At 43.1% G+C, this 17,836-nt stretch carries 8 protein-coding genes and 4 tRNA genes; 4 read left to right on the top strand and 8 right to left on the bottom strand.

The window, feature by feature from the left end; genetic code table 11:
- Nucleotides 1-26 precede the first annotated feature (26 nt).
- On the bottom strand, nt 27-2,675 hold the full coding sequence (locus L5L97_RS13665) for a diguanylate cyclase domain-containing protein (protein WP_263182376.1): 2,649 nt from the start codon (nt 2,673-2,675) through the stop codon (nt 27-29).
- 206 nt (nt 2,676-2,881) lie between these two features.
- On the opposite strand from L5L97_RS13665, the gene L5L97_RS13660 reads away from it, so the two are divergent.
- From L5L97_RS13660 to L5L97_RS13645, 4 genes are all read left to right on the top strand, one after another.
- A tRNA-Arg gene (locus L5L97_RS13660) sits at nt 2,882-2,958 on the top strand.
- 53 nt (nt 2,959-3,011) lie between these two features.
- Nucleotides 3,012-3,087: transfer RNA gene (locus L5L97_RS13655), tRNA-His, on the top strand.
- 32 nt (nt 3,088-3,119) lie between these two features.
- Nucleotides 3,120-3,196: transfer RNA gene (locus L5L97_RS13650), tRNA-Pro, on the top strand.
- Nucleotides 3,197-3,252: 56 nt separating this feature from the next.
- Nucleotides 3,253-3,329 (top strand) — tRNA-Pro (locus tag L5L97_RS13645).
- A 257-nt stretch (nt 3,330-3,586) separates the two neighbouring features.
- Here the strand turns inward: L5L97_RS13645 and L5L97_RS13640 are convergent.
- The 7 genes from L5L97_RS13640 to L5L97_RS13610 form a co-directional block, all read right to left on the bottom strand.
- Entirely contained in the window at nt 3,587-5,506 is a 1,920-nt protein-coding gene (locus L5L97_RS13640) for an EAL domain-containing protein (protein ID WP_105250451.1), read from the bottom strand.
- Nucleotides 5,507-5,514: 8 nt separating this feature from the next.
- Nucleotides 5,515-6,222, bottom strand: a complete 708-nt coding sequence (locus tag L5L97_RS13635; protein WP_105250450.1) for a transglutaminase-like cysteine peptidase — start codon at nt 6,220-6,222, stop codon at nt 5,515-5,517.
- A 19-nt stretch (nt 6,223-6,241) separates the two neighbouring features.
- Nucleotides 6,242-6,850: an OmpA family protein gene (locus L5L97_RS13630; protein ID WP_105250449.1), complete on the bottom strand. Its 609-nt coding sequence runs from the start codon at nt 6,848-6,850 to the stop codon at nt 6,242-6,244.
- Nucleotides 6,847-8,268: a TolC family outer membrane protein gene (locus tag L5L97_RS13625; protein ID WP_212600653.1), complete on the bottom strand. Its 1,422-nt coding sequence runs from the start codon at nt 8,266-8,268 to the stop codon at nt 6,847-6,849. Before L5L97_RS13625 ends, L5L97_RS13630 begins: the two co-directional genes overlap by 4 nt.
- Nucleotides 8,269-8,298: 30 nt before the next feature.
- On the bottom strand, nt 8,299-9,681 hold the full coding sequence (locus L5L97_RS13620; protein ID WP_168825932.1) for an HlyD family type I secretion periplasmic adaptor subunit: 1,383 nt from the start codon (nt 9,679-9,681) through the stop codon (nt 8,299-8,301).
- Nucleotides 9,678-11,855 (bottom strand): type I secretion system permease/ATPase, encoded by a 2,178-nt coding sequence (locus tag L5L97_RS13615; RefSeq protein ID WP_173496184.1) that lies wholly within the window; start codon nt 11,853-11,855, stop codon nt 9,678-9,680. Before L5L97_RS13615 ends, L5L97_RS13620 begins: the two co-directional genes overlap by 4 nt.
- 90 nt (nt 11,856-11,945) lie before the next feature.
- Nucleotides 11,946-17,836, bottom strand: a 5,891-nt coding sequence (locus L5L97_RS13610) for a VCBS domain-containing protein (RefSeq protein WP_411568958.1), incomplete at its 5' end; no start/stop codon positions are given.

Raw genomic sequence — 17,836 nt, 5'->3', positions numbered from 1 at the left:
CTTTTAAATCAGCTACTTATTTTTTACTAGGCATATTCGAGCTGAGCACATATCTGTGGTTGGGTTTCACATAAGGTAAAAGTGTCGGCTAAAGAAGCCCCCTGGCCCAGCTGATAACCCAGTTCACTGAAGATACGTTTTTGTTCAGGGTTATCAATGCCATCGACAAAGGTTTGAAGCTCTAAGGTTGATGCCGTTTTTTGATAGGCTGACATTAACTTAAGCTGTTGCTCGCCTTGTATTTGTTTGGTGAGGTTGGCATCGAGTTTTAAGCCTTTTATCGGCAGAAACAATAAGCTATTTAATGCACTATAGCCGCTACCGTATTGGCTGATGCCGAGTTTTACCCCGAGTTTCTGCAACAATTCAAAGCCATTGATATGATTTTCAGTTTCTTGCACTAGGGCTTTTTCATTGAAGAATAACCACAAATGGCTCAGGTTTAACTGGGTTTGCTTGAGAGTGTTTTTCAAACTGCGCAGTACATGCTTATGCTTGAGATGTTGGCTCGAAAGCATGACATGTAATTCAACAGATTCATCATGTTGTTTGAGGAGTTGGGGATAGCTGCTATCTATGATGCTGATCGTATATTTATCGAGCTCAACGGTAAGGTGTGACTGTTCAGCAAGCGTGCTAAGTTGTTCCTGCTGTAAGAGCCCACGCTGCGGATGTTGCCAGAACAGGCGGCTTTCTAATGCATGCACTTGACCTGTTTTAAAATTGACTACTGGTAAGTAACTAAGCTGTATTTCAGCATGGTGTAATGCATGTCTAAATTCAGTTTCTAACTCGACATCCTGCATGGCCTGATGTTGGGCGTTATCATCAAAAATAACATAGCAACCTTTACCATTGGCTTTCGCCTGATACATGGCAGTATCTGCATTACGTAACATAGATTCACTGGTATCAATTCTGTGTTTGCCACTGATGGTGATACCGATACTGGCTCCAGAACTAAATTCCATTGTGCCAAGTCGATAGGGCTGGGATATTTTTTGGATCACTCGTTCTGATATATCTTTCGCGTCGTTGATGTTGTTAATGCTATCGAGCAGTATCACAAACTCATCGCCACCGAGTCGCGCTAAGGTGTCGTTATCACGAATGCAGGACTTGAGGCGGCTTGCCGTCTCAATTAAGAATTTATCACCCTCTAGGTGTCCCATAGTATCGTTAATCTGTTTGAAGCGGTCGAGGTCGATAAACAGTAGGGCAAACTGTTCTAAGCTATGGCGACGAACATGCTTGATCGCTTGAGATAAACGCTCCATAAACATAGCGCGATTAGGAAGGCCTGTGAGTGCATCATGTTTGGCATCGTGAACTAGCTTGGCTTCCATACTACGGCGTTGTTGAATTTCTTTCTCAAGACTTTTATTCAGTTCGGCTAACGCTTTGGTACGATCAATAACCTTTTCTTCTAGCTCTTCATAACTGCGTTGTAAGGACTCTGCGGACAGCTTTTTCTCGATAGCCGAGCCTATATGTTGTGATACAAATGTCAGTAATTCTAAGTCTTTAACTTGGTAATTCTGTGTCATGCTAAAACTGTAAATCGTTAACGCACCACGAACTTGATCATGGATAAAAAGCGGGATTCCGATCCACTGATGCATGGTTTGAGTATGATTTAACGCTGGCGCTTGGGAATACAGCTCACCAGAGGCAATTAATGCATTGATACTGCTTTGATCTAGCAATAGTGGGCGCTTATGTTTGAGCACATATTCGGTTAAGCCGTCTTGTAGCGGCCGAGTGCCTGGGTGCTTATTGGCTAATTGCGATACATAAAAAGGAAACGTGAGGTGGGTTTCTGTGTCGTCTAATAGGGCGATATAGCAGTTATTGGCCGGAATTAAATGTCGAATAACATTATGCAATTGGGCATAAAAGTCTGGGTTGTCTGCACTGGAACTTGCTAGCTCGGCGATTTCGAACAGTGATTTTTGTAAGCGTTCAGCTCTACGCCGTTCATAGACTTCTAGTTTTAACTTATCGTAGGCTTGGCTGAGTTCTTTTGTCCTTTGCTGGATAGCTTGCTCTAATTGTTCTTGATGTTTTAGCCGTTCCATTACCCCAGCAATATGGTGACAAATGAACGTCATTAACTCGAGTTCGATTTCACCATAACTGATATTAGTGTCATAGGTTTGCACCACTAACACACCCGTTACTATATCATCTTGTTTGATGGGCACGCCCAGCCACAGATGACAGGGAGAACCTAAATTAACAATTTCTCCAGCGGCAATCAGTTCATTGACTGTGTCATTGTTACACAACAAAGCTTTCCCAGTTCTGAGTACGTAGCCTGTTAATCCTTGCTGTAATAATGTAGATAGTGATTGTTCAGGATAAAGCTCCGCTGGATGGGCATCTTTCTCATCAGCGAAAAAGGGGATGGCGAGTTCACCTGTGTGAGTATCCAGGGTTGAAATAAAAAAATTATCAGCGGGAATGAGCTGTTTTAGATGGCTATGTACGCCAACATAGAATTCTTCGAGTGAAGAAGCATGAGTCGCAATATTGGATATTTCGAGTAATGCGTTTTGAATGATCTCAGCATGCTTATATTTATGCGCTAATTGTTTTAAGCGAATAATTTTTTTGCGTAAGCGTTCAGTTTCACTCACACGCGGCTGGCCAGTTTCATCTTCATCCTTAAACATGATACTCACTAGTTAAATATATGTTTGCTTTTACCAAAGTCTATAATTAGCATGAAATACTGTAACATCCAAGTCATATTTTGGCTGCATTCCGCTTTAAAAGTCAGCTAATGTGATAAAACTTGAGCAGTCAGTAAAAAAAGTGCAAAACAGCTATAGACTCAAAGGGGATTTGACCCTAGTATATGCGGCGCTAACCAAGGCGAGCGCCCATAGCTCAGCTGGATAGAGCGCACCCCTCCGGAGGGTGAGGCCGAAGGTTCGAATCCTTTTGGGCGCACCACTTCCGAATAGAGTTGTGAGCTTTAAGGTTAGTAAAGTAAGTGAAAATCAGTGGTGATTGTAGCTCAGTTGGTAGAGTCCCGGATTGTGATTCCGGTTGTCGTGGGTTCGAGCCCCATCAGTCACCCCATTCATTTACTTTGATATAAAGATTTTCATTCTCGGTGATTAGCGCAGTCCGGTAGCGCATCTGGTTTGGGACCAGAGGGTCAGAGGTTCGAATCCTCTATCACCGACCAAATTCTTCGCGTGACTAGCGAGCTTAATGTAAGTTAGGTAAATAGTTAATGTTTTACGGTGATTAGCGCAGTCCGGTAGCGCATCTGGTTTGGGACCAGAGGGTCAGAGGTTCGAATCCTCTATCACCGACCAAATAAGTAGAAAAGCCTCAGCATTCATTAATGAATACACTGAGGCTTTTTTGCATTGGCGAAATGGAACTTACTCACTTGCATTATCATGTTTGTTGTTGCTTGATAGCGTATCCTCAATGAGTATAGAAGTTGGCCACAGTTCTTATTTACACCTGGCAGAGCAGAACTGTATCGGCATAGTCACTCAACCGTAGAAAAACAAAAAGCTCCTTACGGAGCTTTTTGTTTGCAAGCATCACTTCTTAATAATACGGCTTAGTCAAGATTCACTGGCGGGGCGATAAAGCCTTGATAGGCATCTGTTCTAAGCTCGTTAAAACGTTCTAGCTGAGCTTTTTCTTGAATACCCGTCACTATGACTTGAATGTCCAATCCTTTTGCTACGTTGATTAGGGCGCGGCACAATTCGCTATTGTGGTGTGTCTCATCATAGTAGGCGAAGGATTGATCCAGCTTCACATAGCTAGGTCTTAATTCCTGTAGATAAGACATAGAGCCAAACTGACGACCAAAGTGGTCAATACCAAACTTAGCACCGTTATCGCGAATGATGTTACATAAGTGCTGGCATGACTTAAGATCACTATAAACACCAGCCTCAGGGATTTCGAAGCAGATGCGCTCAATAAATGTGGCATTTCGCAAAAATTGATTTAGCCATTCATGGAACTGAGGATCGTTAATACTTTGGTGGGTTAAGTTAATTGCGAGCGGTTCATAGCTCCGCTCGAGCAGTTTTTGCTCGTAGACAGTTTCAATTAAGCATTTATCGAGTAAGGCACCAAGTGATAATAACTCGATATAAGGCATAAATTGCCCTGCATGGGCGAGTTGATCGCCAAGCTCTAATTGGCAATACAATTCCCGTTGCGCTATGCCATCACCATCGCAAAATTGTATGGGTTGCCATCTAAACTTAAACTTCTTATTGCTGATGGCATGGCTGAGGTTATCGCGCCATTGCTCGCGGGTGAATAATTGCTGCTCTGTGGTTTCAAACCAGTGGAAGGTTTTATTTTCTTGTAATGCTTTTTGAAGGGCATTGTCGGCTTGGGCCAAAATATCCGACACATTCATTTGCCCAATACGTTCAGCAATACCGATAGCAAAGTCTTCGTTGGGCTTACAGCCTGCTTTTGACATTTCTTGATTGATGGTACGGATAAGTGTTTGTAAATATTTGCTGATCTGATCGTGTTCAACATCGGTCACTAAAAATGCAAATTCATAGGCGGCAATACGCCCTATGACCGAAGGCGTTATTTCGTTTAATTGCTGTTGAAACTTTTCTGCGAGGATCCGTATGGTTTCATCTCGAACTTGATAGCCATATTTACTGTGCACTTCTTCGAGCCAGTCGAGCTTGGCGAGGAATAAAGCGCCGCTGCTAGGTTCACTTAACCAACCATTTAAACGACTTACTACATATTGGCGGTTAGGCAGGCCTGACGCCGGATCGACAAGATTCTTCTTACGTAACGCGCCAACCTCTTCGTCAAGAGAATGGAACACTTGTTTCAATTGAGCTGACATGCTGTTAAATGCAGTCACTAAGTCTTTTAATTCGGTGGTTTTGGGTAGTGCCATGTCTGGACCAAATTGGCGTGCTGCGATACTTTTCGCGTGTTCAGACAGGGTGTGGAGAGGTTTCAATATCCATGTTAAGCCTACTCTTGCTGTAAAAATAGCAACGAGAAAAAGTAGTGAGAAGGCTATGATGGTATTGGACATGATTCGCCATAGTTCATGATAACCAAAACCAGGATGAGCAGTGATTTCAAGCTGTGCTAGCTGCAGCCAACCTGAGGTGATAGTGCTTTGTTTTTTGATGGTTTTAAACAGATCTAGATTGATAAACCATTGAGGGACATCTTCAATTTTTAAAGGATTATTCCACTCTTGTTGCTTACCATCGACCATCCAAGTCAATTTTACATTTTGATAGTAACCACCTTCAAAAATAACATTCACTAAGGTTTCTGCCGCTGCGGTATCGCCGGCTTCGAGTGCTGGGGTAAGCATTAGACCGAGTGAAGTGCTGGCATTGTTTAGATCGGACTCCATTTGCTTTGTTAAAAAGCTTTGAGTCTCAGTGAATTGCACATAGCCAAGGCTTGCAACTACAAGCAAGAACAGGCTAAAAAGCAGCGAATAAATCTGTCTAAACAGTGTCATTTTTGGTGCTACTCCAGTTTTAATTTTGGTTGCCTAAGACGGTCAACACCTAATCTATGGTTAAGATCGTTCCATTTTTCTAATCGTTTTGAGGACCCTGCCAGTACGCCTCGACCTTGCTCTTTATTGAGCCATAACTGTTTACCGTTAAAGCTATAAACAGGCAGTAGATCTTTTCTTTTTGTGGCGGGTTTTATTTCATGGTCAAGATTATCGAGCACTAAAGGAATTGATGATGGTGTTTCATAGTAAGCCAATACCATATGGTATTGATTAACCGTAGTGGCTTTAACCATAGTGATCCGCATCTTGTCCTCTTGAACACCAAGTTGGAGTAGGGTGAAGTATTTTGCGATCGAAAAGTCTTCGCAATCACCGCCATTCACACCAATAAACTCCATCGGCGTTGCCCAATAATTCGAGTCTCCCCATAATTTACTGTCATCCACAAAACGGAATAAATTAAAAAAGTTATTCACCTTCAATAACTTTTCTTTTTCATCTAGCGTACTCGCTTCCGATAACACTTTGAACCAAGCCCTTGCTCGCATTCCAGCACGTTCGCCGTAATGTTTTTCTAGGGTTGAAGTTATCTTCACTTCATCAAGGTTTTGTGTGGGGGCCGCATATAGGCAACATATGCCTAAGGCTGACGCTATTAGGCTAAAGCGGCAGACTCGCAATAATGAATCTTTATAATCAAGTCTGCCGTTCATAACCTAATGTGTTAGTCCTTTATTTTGAGTTGTCATCGACCGAGTAAATTGTCCATTTCATGTCTGCTGCCGTATCATCACCAGTGACTTCTGCAACAACACGACGGTTACGAATTTCTGCTTCCGGCGTCTGTTCTAAAACAATTGGGCGGCTAGACCCATATCCAATAGCAGTTAATCGACTTCTATCAATACTAAAGCGTTCAGCCAGTACTGCGGTGACAGCATTTGCACGTTCTTGAGATAATACTGTATTTCGTTCATCGGTTCCTGTGCGACTCGTGTGACCTTCGATAGTCACTTTGGTCGTTGGATACTGACGTAGAAAAATAGCCACCTCTTCAATTTGAGGATAGTACTCCGGCGCAATATAAGCAGAGTCATTCGGGAATAAAATATTTATTTCCTTTCGCTCGTTAATCGCTTTTATTTTGCCACAGCCATAGTTATCAATACCTGCCCCTTGGGCTGTGTCGTTGCAGCGTTCACGGGCTTCAATGACACCATCGCTATCTTTATCAGATAGATCATAGGTTTGAGTTGTGACCATTTCGTCAATATTAACCGTATCGCGCATCGAACAACCAGCTAAAAGAGTGACACTTAGAAAAAATGTGAGAGTTTTCATTTGTTAGCTCCTCCTTCATAATTGCGCTCTCCGCGCCACGCATCAGGTCTAGTGACTTTAAGTGAGTCTAATAATCGCCCTGTAGAATTGAGCACGCGATACTTAGCAATAACTTCATCATATTCAGCTTGTAAGTAGTCTTTACGTGCCTCGAAGAGCTCATTTTCGGTATCTAATAAGTCGAGTAGACTGCGTTGGCCTAAATTAAACTGTTGTGCATAGGCTGTTTGAGTATCCTTTGCGGCCACGACATGATCGCGAATATATTGTTTTTGCGGCGCTAGCATTTCAAATGCGTTCCAAGCTAGGTTTACCCCTTCAACAACTTCACGTTGGGCGCGTTGGCGGATTTCTTTCGCTTCACCTAACTTGTAAGCAGTTTCTTTTTCACGGGCAAGATCTTTACCCCCCGCAAATAAGTTGTATCTCACCCTCACCATGGCGACGAGATCGTTACTATGACCACCCACATCACTGCGGAAAGCACCAGCACCTGATATTCCATCTTCGCCGCTGATATCGTTATTCCAGTTACCATTCAGTTCTAAAGAAACCTGAGGATAGTAATTGGATTGTACTGAAGAGCGTTCATTTTCTGCGGCACTAATATCGTTTGCTGCAGATTTGAGTATGGGGTGATTCTCTTGCGCAACAATAATGCCAGAGCTAAGATCCTTTGGCAGCATGTCTGCATCTGGCACTGGTAATATTAAGTCTGCCGGAGCCGACGCTACAATTTTGACGTACTGTGCTTTTGCATCAAGTAAATTGTTGCGAGCAGAAATAACGTTAGCATTAGCACGCGCCAAACGTCCCGAGATTTGGGATAGATCTGCGATTGAGCCTAAACCTGAGTCAGTACGTTGTTTAATCTGGTCATAAATTTCTTTATGGCTGTTAAGGTTTTTCTCGGCTAATTTTAACACTTCATCGGTGCGTAAATAGTTGAGATAGACTTTACTGACATCGAGTGCCATATCTTCAGCGGCAGCAAGCAGTGCCCACTGGTCTGCGCTAGCTTCAAAACTATAACGATCAACTTCACTGCTGGTGTAGAAACCATCGAAAAGCATTTGTTTTATGCTAACACCAAACTCTCCGGGATTTAATTCAGCCACCCCTTTGCTATCGACTTCGCCGATATTGGGTCGTCTACGTGTCGATACGCTGTCGGTTTGTTCATAACCGTAGCCACCATTGACATCAATAGTTGGCATATAGCCTGCTATCGCTTGATTAACTTGTTCTTCTCGCGCTTTAAAGCGGTTGAAGGCCACTCGTAAATCTGGGTTTGTATCTAGCGTATGTGCAACGGCTTGTTCTAACGTCTGACTTTGAGCCGATAAAGGTAACAGGATTAATGACAGCACTATGGCTATCTTTGAACATTGAAATTGTCGTATTGCTGAAGTCTTCATGACCAACCTCCCGGTTTATAAAAAAAAGGCTTAGTGCTCTCTGAGCGCTGTGTCCTTAGCCCTTAAAATTGGATTTAAAATGTACTCAAGTATGGATCTTTGCCCCGTGATAACGTCAACTGAAGTTAACATTCCCGGAATAATTGGCATCTGTGTGCCATCGTTTTTGGTTAAACTAGATTCTGCAGTTCTAACTCTGATGAGATAGTAGCTATTGCCTTCTTCATCTTGAGAAGTGTCGGCACTAATATGTTCGACAGTTCCTTTAAGGCCGCCATAGCGGGTAAAATCATAGGCGGTAATTTTTACTACGGCGGGTAATCCTGGATGTAAGAAAGCGATATCTTTAGGCAAGATTTTAGTTTCTATCAGCAGTTGATCTTCCGACGGAACTATCTCGATAATATCGATCCCAGGTTGCACTACACCACCCAGTGTATTGATATGCGTGGTTTTAATGGTGCCATTAACAGGGGAGGTGATAATCGCCTTACTGACTTTATCCTGCGCGCCAACTTGTGCTTCATTCATGCGAGAGAGGCGGGTTTGAGTTTCATTGAGCTGTGCGCGCAGTTCTGCAGCGTAAACAAATACGGCTTCACGGCGTTTTAAGATAGCCTCATCTAATGCAGCTTTCACTTTAGGGCGGAGTAAACGCATTGAATTCAATTCACCTTGCAAGTCGTTTACCGTGCGTTCGAGTTTGAGTAACTCAACTTCAGGAACAATACCTTTTTTGGCTAAAGGTCGAGTGAGTTCAAGCTCGCGGGATATTAGCTGCATGCTCGTCGTTAATGTCGTTGTTTTAGAGGCGAGATCATCAATTTCTTGCTGTCTTTGTTGAATTTGACGTACAAGGATCTCAAGTTGGTTACTTAAGTTATCTAAGCGCCCGTTGTATTCCTCTTGTTGTCTTTTCACTAAGGCGGGTTCCGCAGCAATGATAGCTTCAGGGAATATCAACGCTTCTTTAGTGATAAGCACTTGTTCACGCCAATCAGAGGTCATGTCTGATATTAGAATGCTGTCGAGTTCGGCGCGCATGCGGATAGCATTGGTTTTTAAGCCATAAACCTCTTGCTCTTGTTGAGCAAAGTCGGAGCGAAAGCGGGTATCATCAATACGCACTAAAGGCTGCCCTTTTGTGACTATCTCACCTTCTTGAACGTAGAGTTCTTGCATTATGCCGCCATCTAGACTTTGGATAACTTGAACTTGTGATGAAGGAATCACTTTTCCCGTTCCAGTAGTAACCTTATCTAATTGAGCAAACCCCGCCCACAGTAAAAAACACACTACCATAGCAGCAAGTGCCCATATGATTAATCTGTGTCCGCTGGGAGCGTCTGTCATCATGGCGCCATAGACATCATCAACCATGTCTAAGTCGTTTGTTGTTAAATGTTTACTCATCTTTTAGCCTCTCCGTTCACTAGGCCAAAATTGAGTTTTTCTAGCACTTCTGCTTTAGGTCCATCGGCAACCACATGGCCGCGTTCAAGTACAATAATGCGGTCGACGAGTTGCAATAAATGCATCTTGTGGGTAATAAGAATTAACGTTCTATCTTTGCTGACATTTTGCATTGAACGAATAAATTGTTGTTCAGCGCGAGCATCTAAACTCGCCGTAGGCTCATCCATCAGTAACACTGGGGGATCATTCAGTGTGGCGCGAGCAAGGGCGACAGTTTGTCTTTGCCCGCGACTGAGTGACATGCCGCCTTCGCCGACCTGTTGGTCTAGGCCTTCTGCTTCTAGGTTGGTGAATTGACTCACACCAGAAAGCTGTACCGCGCGGATGAGTTGATGTTCAGTGACTTGACGTGTACCAAATAAAATATTGTCGCGAATAGAACCATGGAATAGGGTGACATCTTGGGGTAAGTAGCCAAAATTACGACGTAAATCACTCGGATGAATCTGTGCTGAGTCTAAACCGTCGTAGCGCAAGCTTCCTGCCGTGGGTTGAAATAGCCCGACCAGTAGCTTAGCGAGCGTACTTTTACCTGAACCATTTCGACCGATAATGGCAATACGTTCGCCAGGATTAATCGTCAGCGACATCGGATGCAACACAGGCTTTTCAGAACCTGGATAACTAAAACCGACATGATCAGCATTGATCTTGCCTATGAGTCTTTGTTTGCTAACTAAATGTCCTTTATTTTCAAACTCATCTTCTTGAGTCATGATTTCATTCAGTTGGCGTAGTGCACTGGCTGTGTGGTTTGCTCTAGTCATCAGGCCTGCAAGTTGTGCCATAGGTGAAATGGCGCGGCTCGATAGCATGACCGCAGCAATAATTCCGCCCATAGATATCGCATTATCAGCCACACGATAAACGCCCAAAATCACCACGCAGACAACGGTAAATTGCACCGTAAAGTTCGCCACGTTCGATACAGAGTTGGAGAGCTTTTTTGACCTTAATTGCCAGTTTGCACTGTGGCCTATCATCTGTTGCCAGCTTTTTTGCACAATTCCTTCAGCACCATTAGCTTTAATTGACTCTAGCGCTGATAAGCTCTCGATTAAATGCCCATGTTTTAAGCTTGAAAATTTATTGCCTTCTTCGATTGCCGCTTTGAGTTTAGGTTGAATATAAAGCGTGAAGCCAATAATGATGATGCCGCCAATGACTGGAACTATAGCGAGATCACCAGCGACAATAAAAATAATGATTAAGAAAAATATCGCGAAGGGGAGATCGACTAAAGTTGTGATCGTTGCCGAAGTTAAAATTTCACGAATATTATCGAATTCACCTAACTGTTTCGCCATGCCGCCGATACTAGGAGAACGTTTTTCTAGGGGAATACCTATCGCTTTAGCAAAAAGTTGCGAAGACACAATAATATCTACTTTTTTTCCTGCAACATCGATGAGGTAACTTCTAAGTTGCCGCATGATAAGATCGAACATATAAGCAATCGCCGCACCAATCGCTAAAACCCAAAGGGATTCAAAGGCGAGGTTTGGGACGACTTTGTCATACACATTCATAATAAATAACGGTGAAACTAAGGCGAATAAATTCACCAATACAGAAGCGATTAATGCATCACGATAAATGGGGGCTGAATCTTTGAGGGTTTGTACTAACCAGTGGGTTTTATTATCGTGTAGATAAACATCGAAGCCCATGTCGCCACGGTATTCTTGTTTGACTAAGAATAAATATCCCACATATAAGGCTTCGAGCGACTCAATTGTCAGTGTCTCTTCACCGCCCGTCTCGGGTAATTGAATAATTGCTTTATCTGATGCAACATCAAGTTCTCGCAATATACAGGCTTTTTTGTCTTTTAATAATAAAATACAGGGGAGCAATATAGGTGATACTTCGTTTAAGCCTTTTCGAGACAGCTTAGCCGCTAGACCCGCTCTTGAAGCTGCCTGAGGCAATAAGTCGGGTGATAACACGGTACCTGACAAGGGTAAACCTGCCGCAAGCGAATCGCTCGAGCACGGATTGCCAAAATGCTCAGTGAGTAACACTAAACAATCCAGCAAAGGATCCACTAACACTCTTTGTGAGGCAGAAATGGTCCATTGATCAATTTTTTCAGAAGCTGCAGCAGACACCTAATTACTTATCCTTTGGATTTTTATATGGTTATGGCAAGTATCGGTCATGATGGCCTATATTTCTATAGGCCATCCAAACGATTTTATCTAAGGGATCACATTGCCATTGGTATTAGGGTCATCAGTAAATCTAGTTAATCCCTGCGGTGTTTCTGGATTTACAGGCTGGGTATCGATAATTAACGGCCCACTACCATTGGTACCGAGTAAGCCATTAATAATACCCGCATTATCAGTTGCACCATATTGGCTATAGAGGTTAACCCCATCAAGCACAATATGTTGATCAATAACTCCATCTTTATTTGCATCTATATCGATAACGGTAGAGCCATTGCTATCTAGGCTAAAGTTCAGATAGCTTTCTAAAGTATTAGCCGTTTCTCCTTGGAGTAAATCACTCAGATCAAGCTTATCTTCACTTACATTGAAGTCCATGATGTGGTCAGTACCTTGGTCTGCATCCGTATAGCGCCATACGAAGGTGTCAGCGCCGCTATCACCACGCAGGACGTCATCACCGAGTCCACCAATTAAGGTGTCGTTACCGTCTCCACCACGAAGTGCATCGTTGTGGCTACCACCATCAATATAATCATTACCAGTATGACCATAGAGAATGTCAGAGCCAGATTGACCATAAATTCGGTCATCACCGCTGCCAGCATTTACAATATCAGCGTTATGTGAAGCGACATCATTAGCCAATAATAGGCCGTTACTATCAACCATTCTGTTAGAGCCAGTTAATTCGCCCGTCATAATATGGTGATTTAGGAGCGTATTGACTGATAGCTCAAGAGCATCATCAGAACCATATCCAGTCGAGCCTGTTTTACCCGCATAGATAACATCGTTGCCTTTGCCGGTTTCAATATGATCGTTACCCTCGCCGCTATTAACGATTTGGGTATCCGTAGAGCTATAGCTCTTATTGTTAGCTCCAGAAGCAATAACCTCTTTGCCGTTACTGTTTGTGATGATACCGCTTTGGCCACCACCAAAACTGACGTTCAATATTTTTTGGTTTTGGTTATTAGCATTTTCACCATTAACAACGACCATAGTGTCATTCAGACTAGAGCCTTGAGTGGTAATAAGGTTGGCGTCCGCAATATTAATACCATCGCTATTGACGGGATTAACGTTGATTTTCAAGGTTGCACTTGATACATCACCGTCACTATCACGAATGGTATAAGTGAAGGTTTCTACCGCTCCTACTGTTGGTAATTGGCTTGCATTCGCTGTGAGTTGGTACTTATAGGTACCATCTACATTTAGTACCAGAGTGCCATATAAGCCCGTTATGGTTGAACCTACTTGCCCAGATACCCCGCCTGTATTGGTAAGATCGCCCTTGGCTACCCCAATAATGGTCAATGGACCATCAGCTCCAACTACATCGTTTGTCAATACATTACCGTCAGTGTTTGGTAAGGTATACCCATTACCAGCAACCATACGTACAACCAGTTGGTAACTTGTCGCAGCATCTTCATTCGTGTAGATAGATGTGACAATGTTGCCATTAGTGTCTTTAAATCCAATAACTTGCATTGTGTATACTTGACCTTCATAGTTGAAGGTCACACTAGTTTGCCCTACAGTGACAATATCGCGTGAAGCAATTGGGTCGTTCGTATTAGGTGTTTCGTTATGATTGAAGTTAAGTGTTAAGGTTACAGGTGTGGTTACTCCGTATGCATCTGTGACGTTAAAGGTCACTTGCATTGTGGCTGCAGTAATAGATGTACCTGATGTAATTGAATAATTGTAGTGGGTAAATGTACCCAAAACGATATCCTGGTTGAGCGATAGCGAGCCCTGTAAAGCTGCATCGTTATCCAAAAAGCCATAGCCTGATTGGCTTCCATACCAACTAGATGGGTCACCCCAACGAATCTGATCTAGGCCTGTATCGTTATCTGGACCATCATATTTAGTGATATTTGTACCACCAGTAGTACCTTGCCAATTAGCAACAACTCCAGAAAACTTAAATGAGTCAACAACAACATCTAGTTGGTCTGTATCATTTTTTGCAATATCCACATCATCAGCAACATTAACAATGACAGTGGAATGTGCTGTATTACCCGCACCATCGATAGCAACAACTTTAATTCCATTTACCGTAAGATTATCCACATTTACGCTGTGGGGTAAATTAGTGAGTAATTCTGCGGTAACTGTGACATCTCCCTGTTCTCCTGCATTAATACGATCCCAATCTAAAGTTAAGCGAAGTGCTTCGCGTCCATAAACGGTACCGATTAATTGACCTGCGGCATTTATCACCCAATGAATTTGAGCATTAATACCAGTTACGGAAATACTACTAAAATCACCAAATTGGAAGCTACCAATGGAGTTGCTACCGGACTTAAAGCTGAGTGTTTGTACGCTCATATCAGGGGCGCCAGCCTGCAAGTCAGCTTCGTTAAGGCTTGCAATAGCGTTAGTGGTTAGAGCAACAGGTGCGATTGGGGTTGTATTGGGTGCTTCAAGATGGACGTTAAATCCGCCAGTATTAGTATCACCATCACTATCTGTGACTGTTACATCAAAATGTAAATCGACATTTTGAGTTGAGCTCACAATTGTCTGTGCAGTTGTGCCAGTAAATTGGAAGTTTGTCCCTGCTAAAGCTGATAATTCAATATAACCAATCGAACCTAAGTTCTGGATGACTTGGCCGCTGGTAATATTTCCTTCACCTAGCAGATTACCTTGTTCATCATAGGCTTTAAAATGAATTGATGTCGCGCCTGTAAAATTAAAACTCGCAGTCGCAGCATCTTCAGAGTAATTAACAATTAAAACTTCGTTACCACTAACACTTGGATTGTCAACTCCAAAGCCGTTGTTGGTGCCATTGACACGGCCAAGATCACCATTTTGATCTCGGGCGGTAAGTGTGAATGCAATATTCTCCCCTGATGGGATTTTAGAAATATCGTTATAGACACCATAGCCACTCGCTGAGTTATTGCTCGTGACGTAGACAGCGTCACCGATACCGCCCTGTCCACCAACTAAGCCTGCGATTTGGATAGTCGAAAGTTCATCAATGCTTTGATTGATATCGAAAGTGTACTCATTGCTATTAGAATCAGTCGTTAATGTAAATATTAACGTTTGGTTGGCTGCTCCCGTATAGGCAGAGGCTGTACCATTGGTATCTGTATATGCAATAAGCACATTTGGATTAGCTGGATCAACGTAGTAAAAGACAGTTAATCCATCGGCCGTTATACCAGAGTTAGCGAATGTAACTGTTGTTCCATTCCATCCCGTAATATTCGTTGTAAGGCTTATGCTGTAATTATCATCAAGGGTATGATCATTACCATCGGCTCCAATAATATTGAGGGCGCCTACTATGTTGGCAGCAGTAGAGCTATTTACTCCAGAGGTACTTACAGGGTCGGTGGAGATTAGATCGTCATTAATGACGATGCTTAAATTACCGGTCAAAATGCTACCATCGGCGCTAACAGCTTCAATAACAATACCATTGATCAGTGAATTTAGATTTGTGCCATCGAGAGCATTTACGTGTTTTATGTTATCGAGAAGTTCAACATTAATAGTGAGATCACCCGTTGTACCAGCAGCAATTGAGCCGCCGCTGAGGGTTAATTGAATCACGTCAATACCATCTATCGAACCTATTAGCGCGCCATTTGTGGCAATGGCCCACACTATGCTTACACCAGCAGCAAGGTTGGTCGCAGCGTTAATGGTGGACTCATTAAAACGGAACTGTGTCAGTGGTTGGTTTCCTGCGGTGAAACTAATTGTACTTGAGACAACATTAGGAATATTGTCACGAAGATCACTTTCATTAACAATGGTTTGGCGATTATCAGGCAGATAAATAGTTGCACTGTCAGAGCCGGAAGGAGAAGTATTTCCTGCAAAGTTTGTTTGGCTGGCGGTTACTGTAATGTTTTGGCCTGCCGCAGGTGTGCTTTCGGTCCAACTGATGACACCATTACTATAACTAAAACCTGTTGCTGGAGAACCATCTGCAAGTTGCAGTTCACCGTTGACCAGTTTGAGTTCGACATTGGTTGTTACACCACTGTTTGTAATAGTGAGATTGACATAGCCTCCAGCAGCAAAATCAGCAGCATCAATTTCGACTTGTATTTGAACGTCGTCATTTCCTACTTCAGTAGGACTTAAATACGAGTCATTATTAGTGTCATCGATAATGGTCACTTCTGGTGCAGAAGGTGGCGCTATGTATAACTGCGGAATAACCGAGAAAGAACCGTCGGTGTAGTCACCATCACGATCTGTTGCTCTTACTGTGAAATCAATATCGCCATCAGAAGGTTGGAGCATTTCTTGGTATTGGAAAAACTCCCAAGTGCCTGTTCCAGGCGTAAATTCTAATCTAAATACTAATTCACCATTTTCATCTATACCAGTAAGCGTATTTGCATTTTGAGTAATGGTAATTGTGCTGCCTGATGCTGTAAGCAGATTGTTTTCTGTACTGCCAGTCAACGTTAATGAGCCTTTACCATCAGCCCCCCACTCTGGGCTGATTACTCCCGTAGCAAAAGCGATTGCTGGAGGGGTTGGTGAACCAGTAAATTCAATTGCCGTTATTGTAAAATCACTATTATCGCTGCTGTGAGGCCCTTGACCATTATCTAGCGCCTTGATAACCATGGTATCAAATCCGCCTTGTAAGACTTGGAAATTAGCAGCATAGTCACCACTATTAGCGTCAGAGCTAAATGTTTGAGTGGCAATAAGCTGACCATCACGCCAGAACTCAACAATTCCTACTTCTAGCTCGCCGCCAAACATATGGGAAAACTGGATATTCACGCCGTAGGCAACAGTACCTGGATCGAGAGTAATGATGATTTCTTCAGATGCAGAACTTCCATCTGCAAATTTACGGAAATCGACTTCGTTCGCGAGATTATGATAAGGAGCCCCTACACTGCTAACTCCTATCCCGTTACCACTTCCATAGATTGCGGCATCAATTAAATTAGAGTTTGTTGAAGAGGTAAATCCTTTGGCTGTGATCGTAAAACCATCAAAATCAAGAAGATTGTTGTTGCCACTATAGCCAGTTAGAGAGAATAGACCGACTAAAGTATCAGGAATATCTATATTCGTTACTTCGACAGGGCTAATAGATGCGATTTCAGGTGCGTCATCTTCAACCGTAACACTAAAGCTACCTGTAGAGGTGCCACCATGACTATCATTAACAGTAATACCTATATCGAATGTAATAGTATCTTCAGATGTAGTGTCTGGATGATCAAGTGGTGCCTTTAAAGTCACATCATAGGTCCAATTGGAATCACCAGAAGTTGGAGCGGTTAGAACTACAGCCATAACTTCAACATAGGAAGAGCCGCCAATAACACCTGTGTAGCCTATTAGTGTTTGTGTATTTGCATCCCAGAGCCAATTTACAGCTTGTCCGCCTGACATTAATTCTGTTGGGCCAGAAAGTGAAACGCTTAAAGAGTCACCATCAACATCATTAATATTTATTGTGCCGCTAGCAGAAACATCATCTGTAGTATCAGAATTACCAATGTCATCTACTATACCGTTAAGTAGCCCCTCTTCAGATACCGTAGCATTTGATACGGAATTTATTACTGGATAGTCGTTCGCGCCGACAATGGTGATGGTCACGGTGTGGCTGGCGGTGCCATCGGCACTGGTGACCGTGATGTCACGGGTCAGGGTTTCACCCGCCTTGAGTGACTGCACGTCGCTGTGGCTGTTGTTTAAGGTGTAGGTCCAGTTACCGTCGGCATCAATGCTGAAGAAACCGTAGTTGCCATCGGCGACATTGGTTTGCACTTGGAATACCGCTTCGCCGTTGTCGACGTCGGTGACGGTTAAGGTGCCGGCCACCGTTTGTACTGTGCCTGGCARGGTGTCGGTATCGCCGTCTTCGGTGACGGTGCCGGCATCGCTGTCGC

The organism is Shewanella sp. SM71 (assembly GCF_025653905.1).
GTDB lineage: Bacteria > Pseudomonadota > Gammaproteobacteria > Enterobacterales > Shewanellaceae > Shewanella > Shewanella oncorhynchi.
The sequence above is the reverse complement of the archived record's forward strand: the minus strand, read 5'-3'. Positions and strand labels throughout refer to the sequence as shown.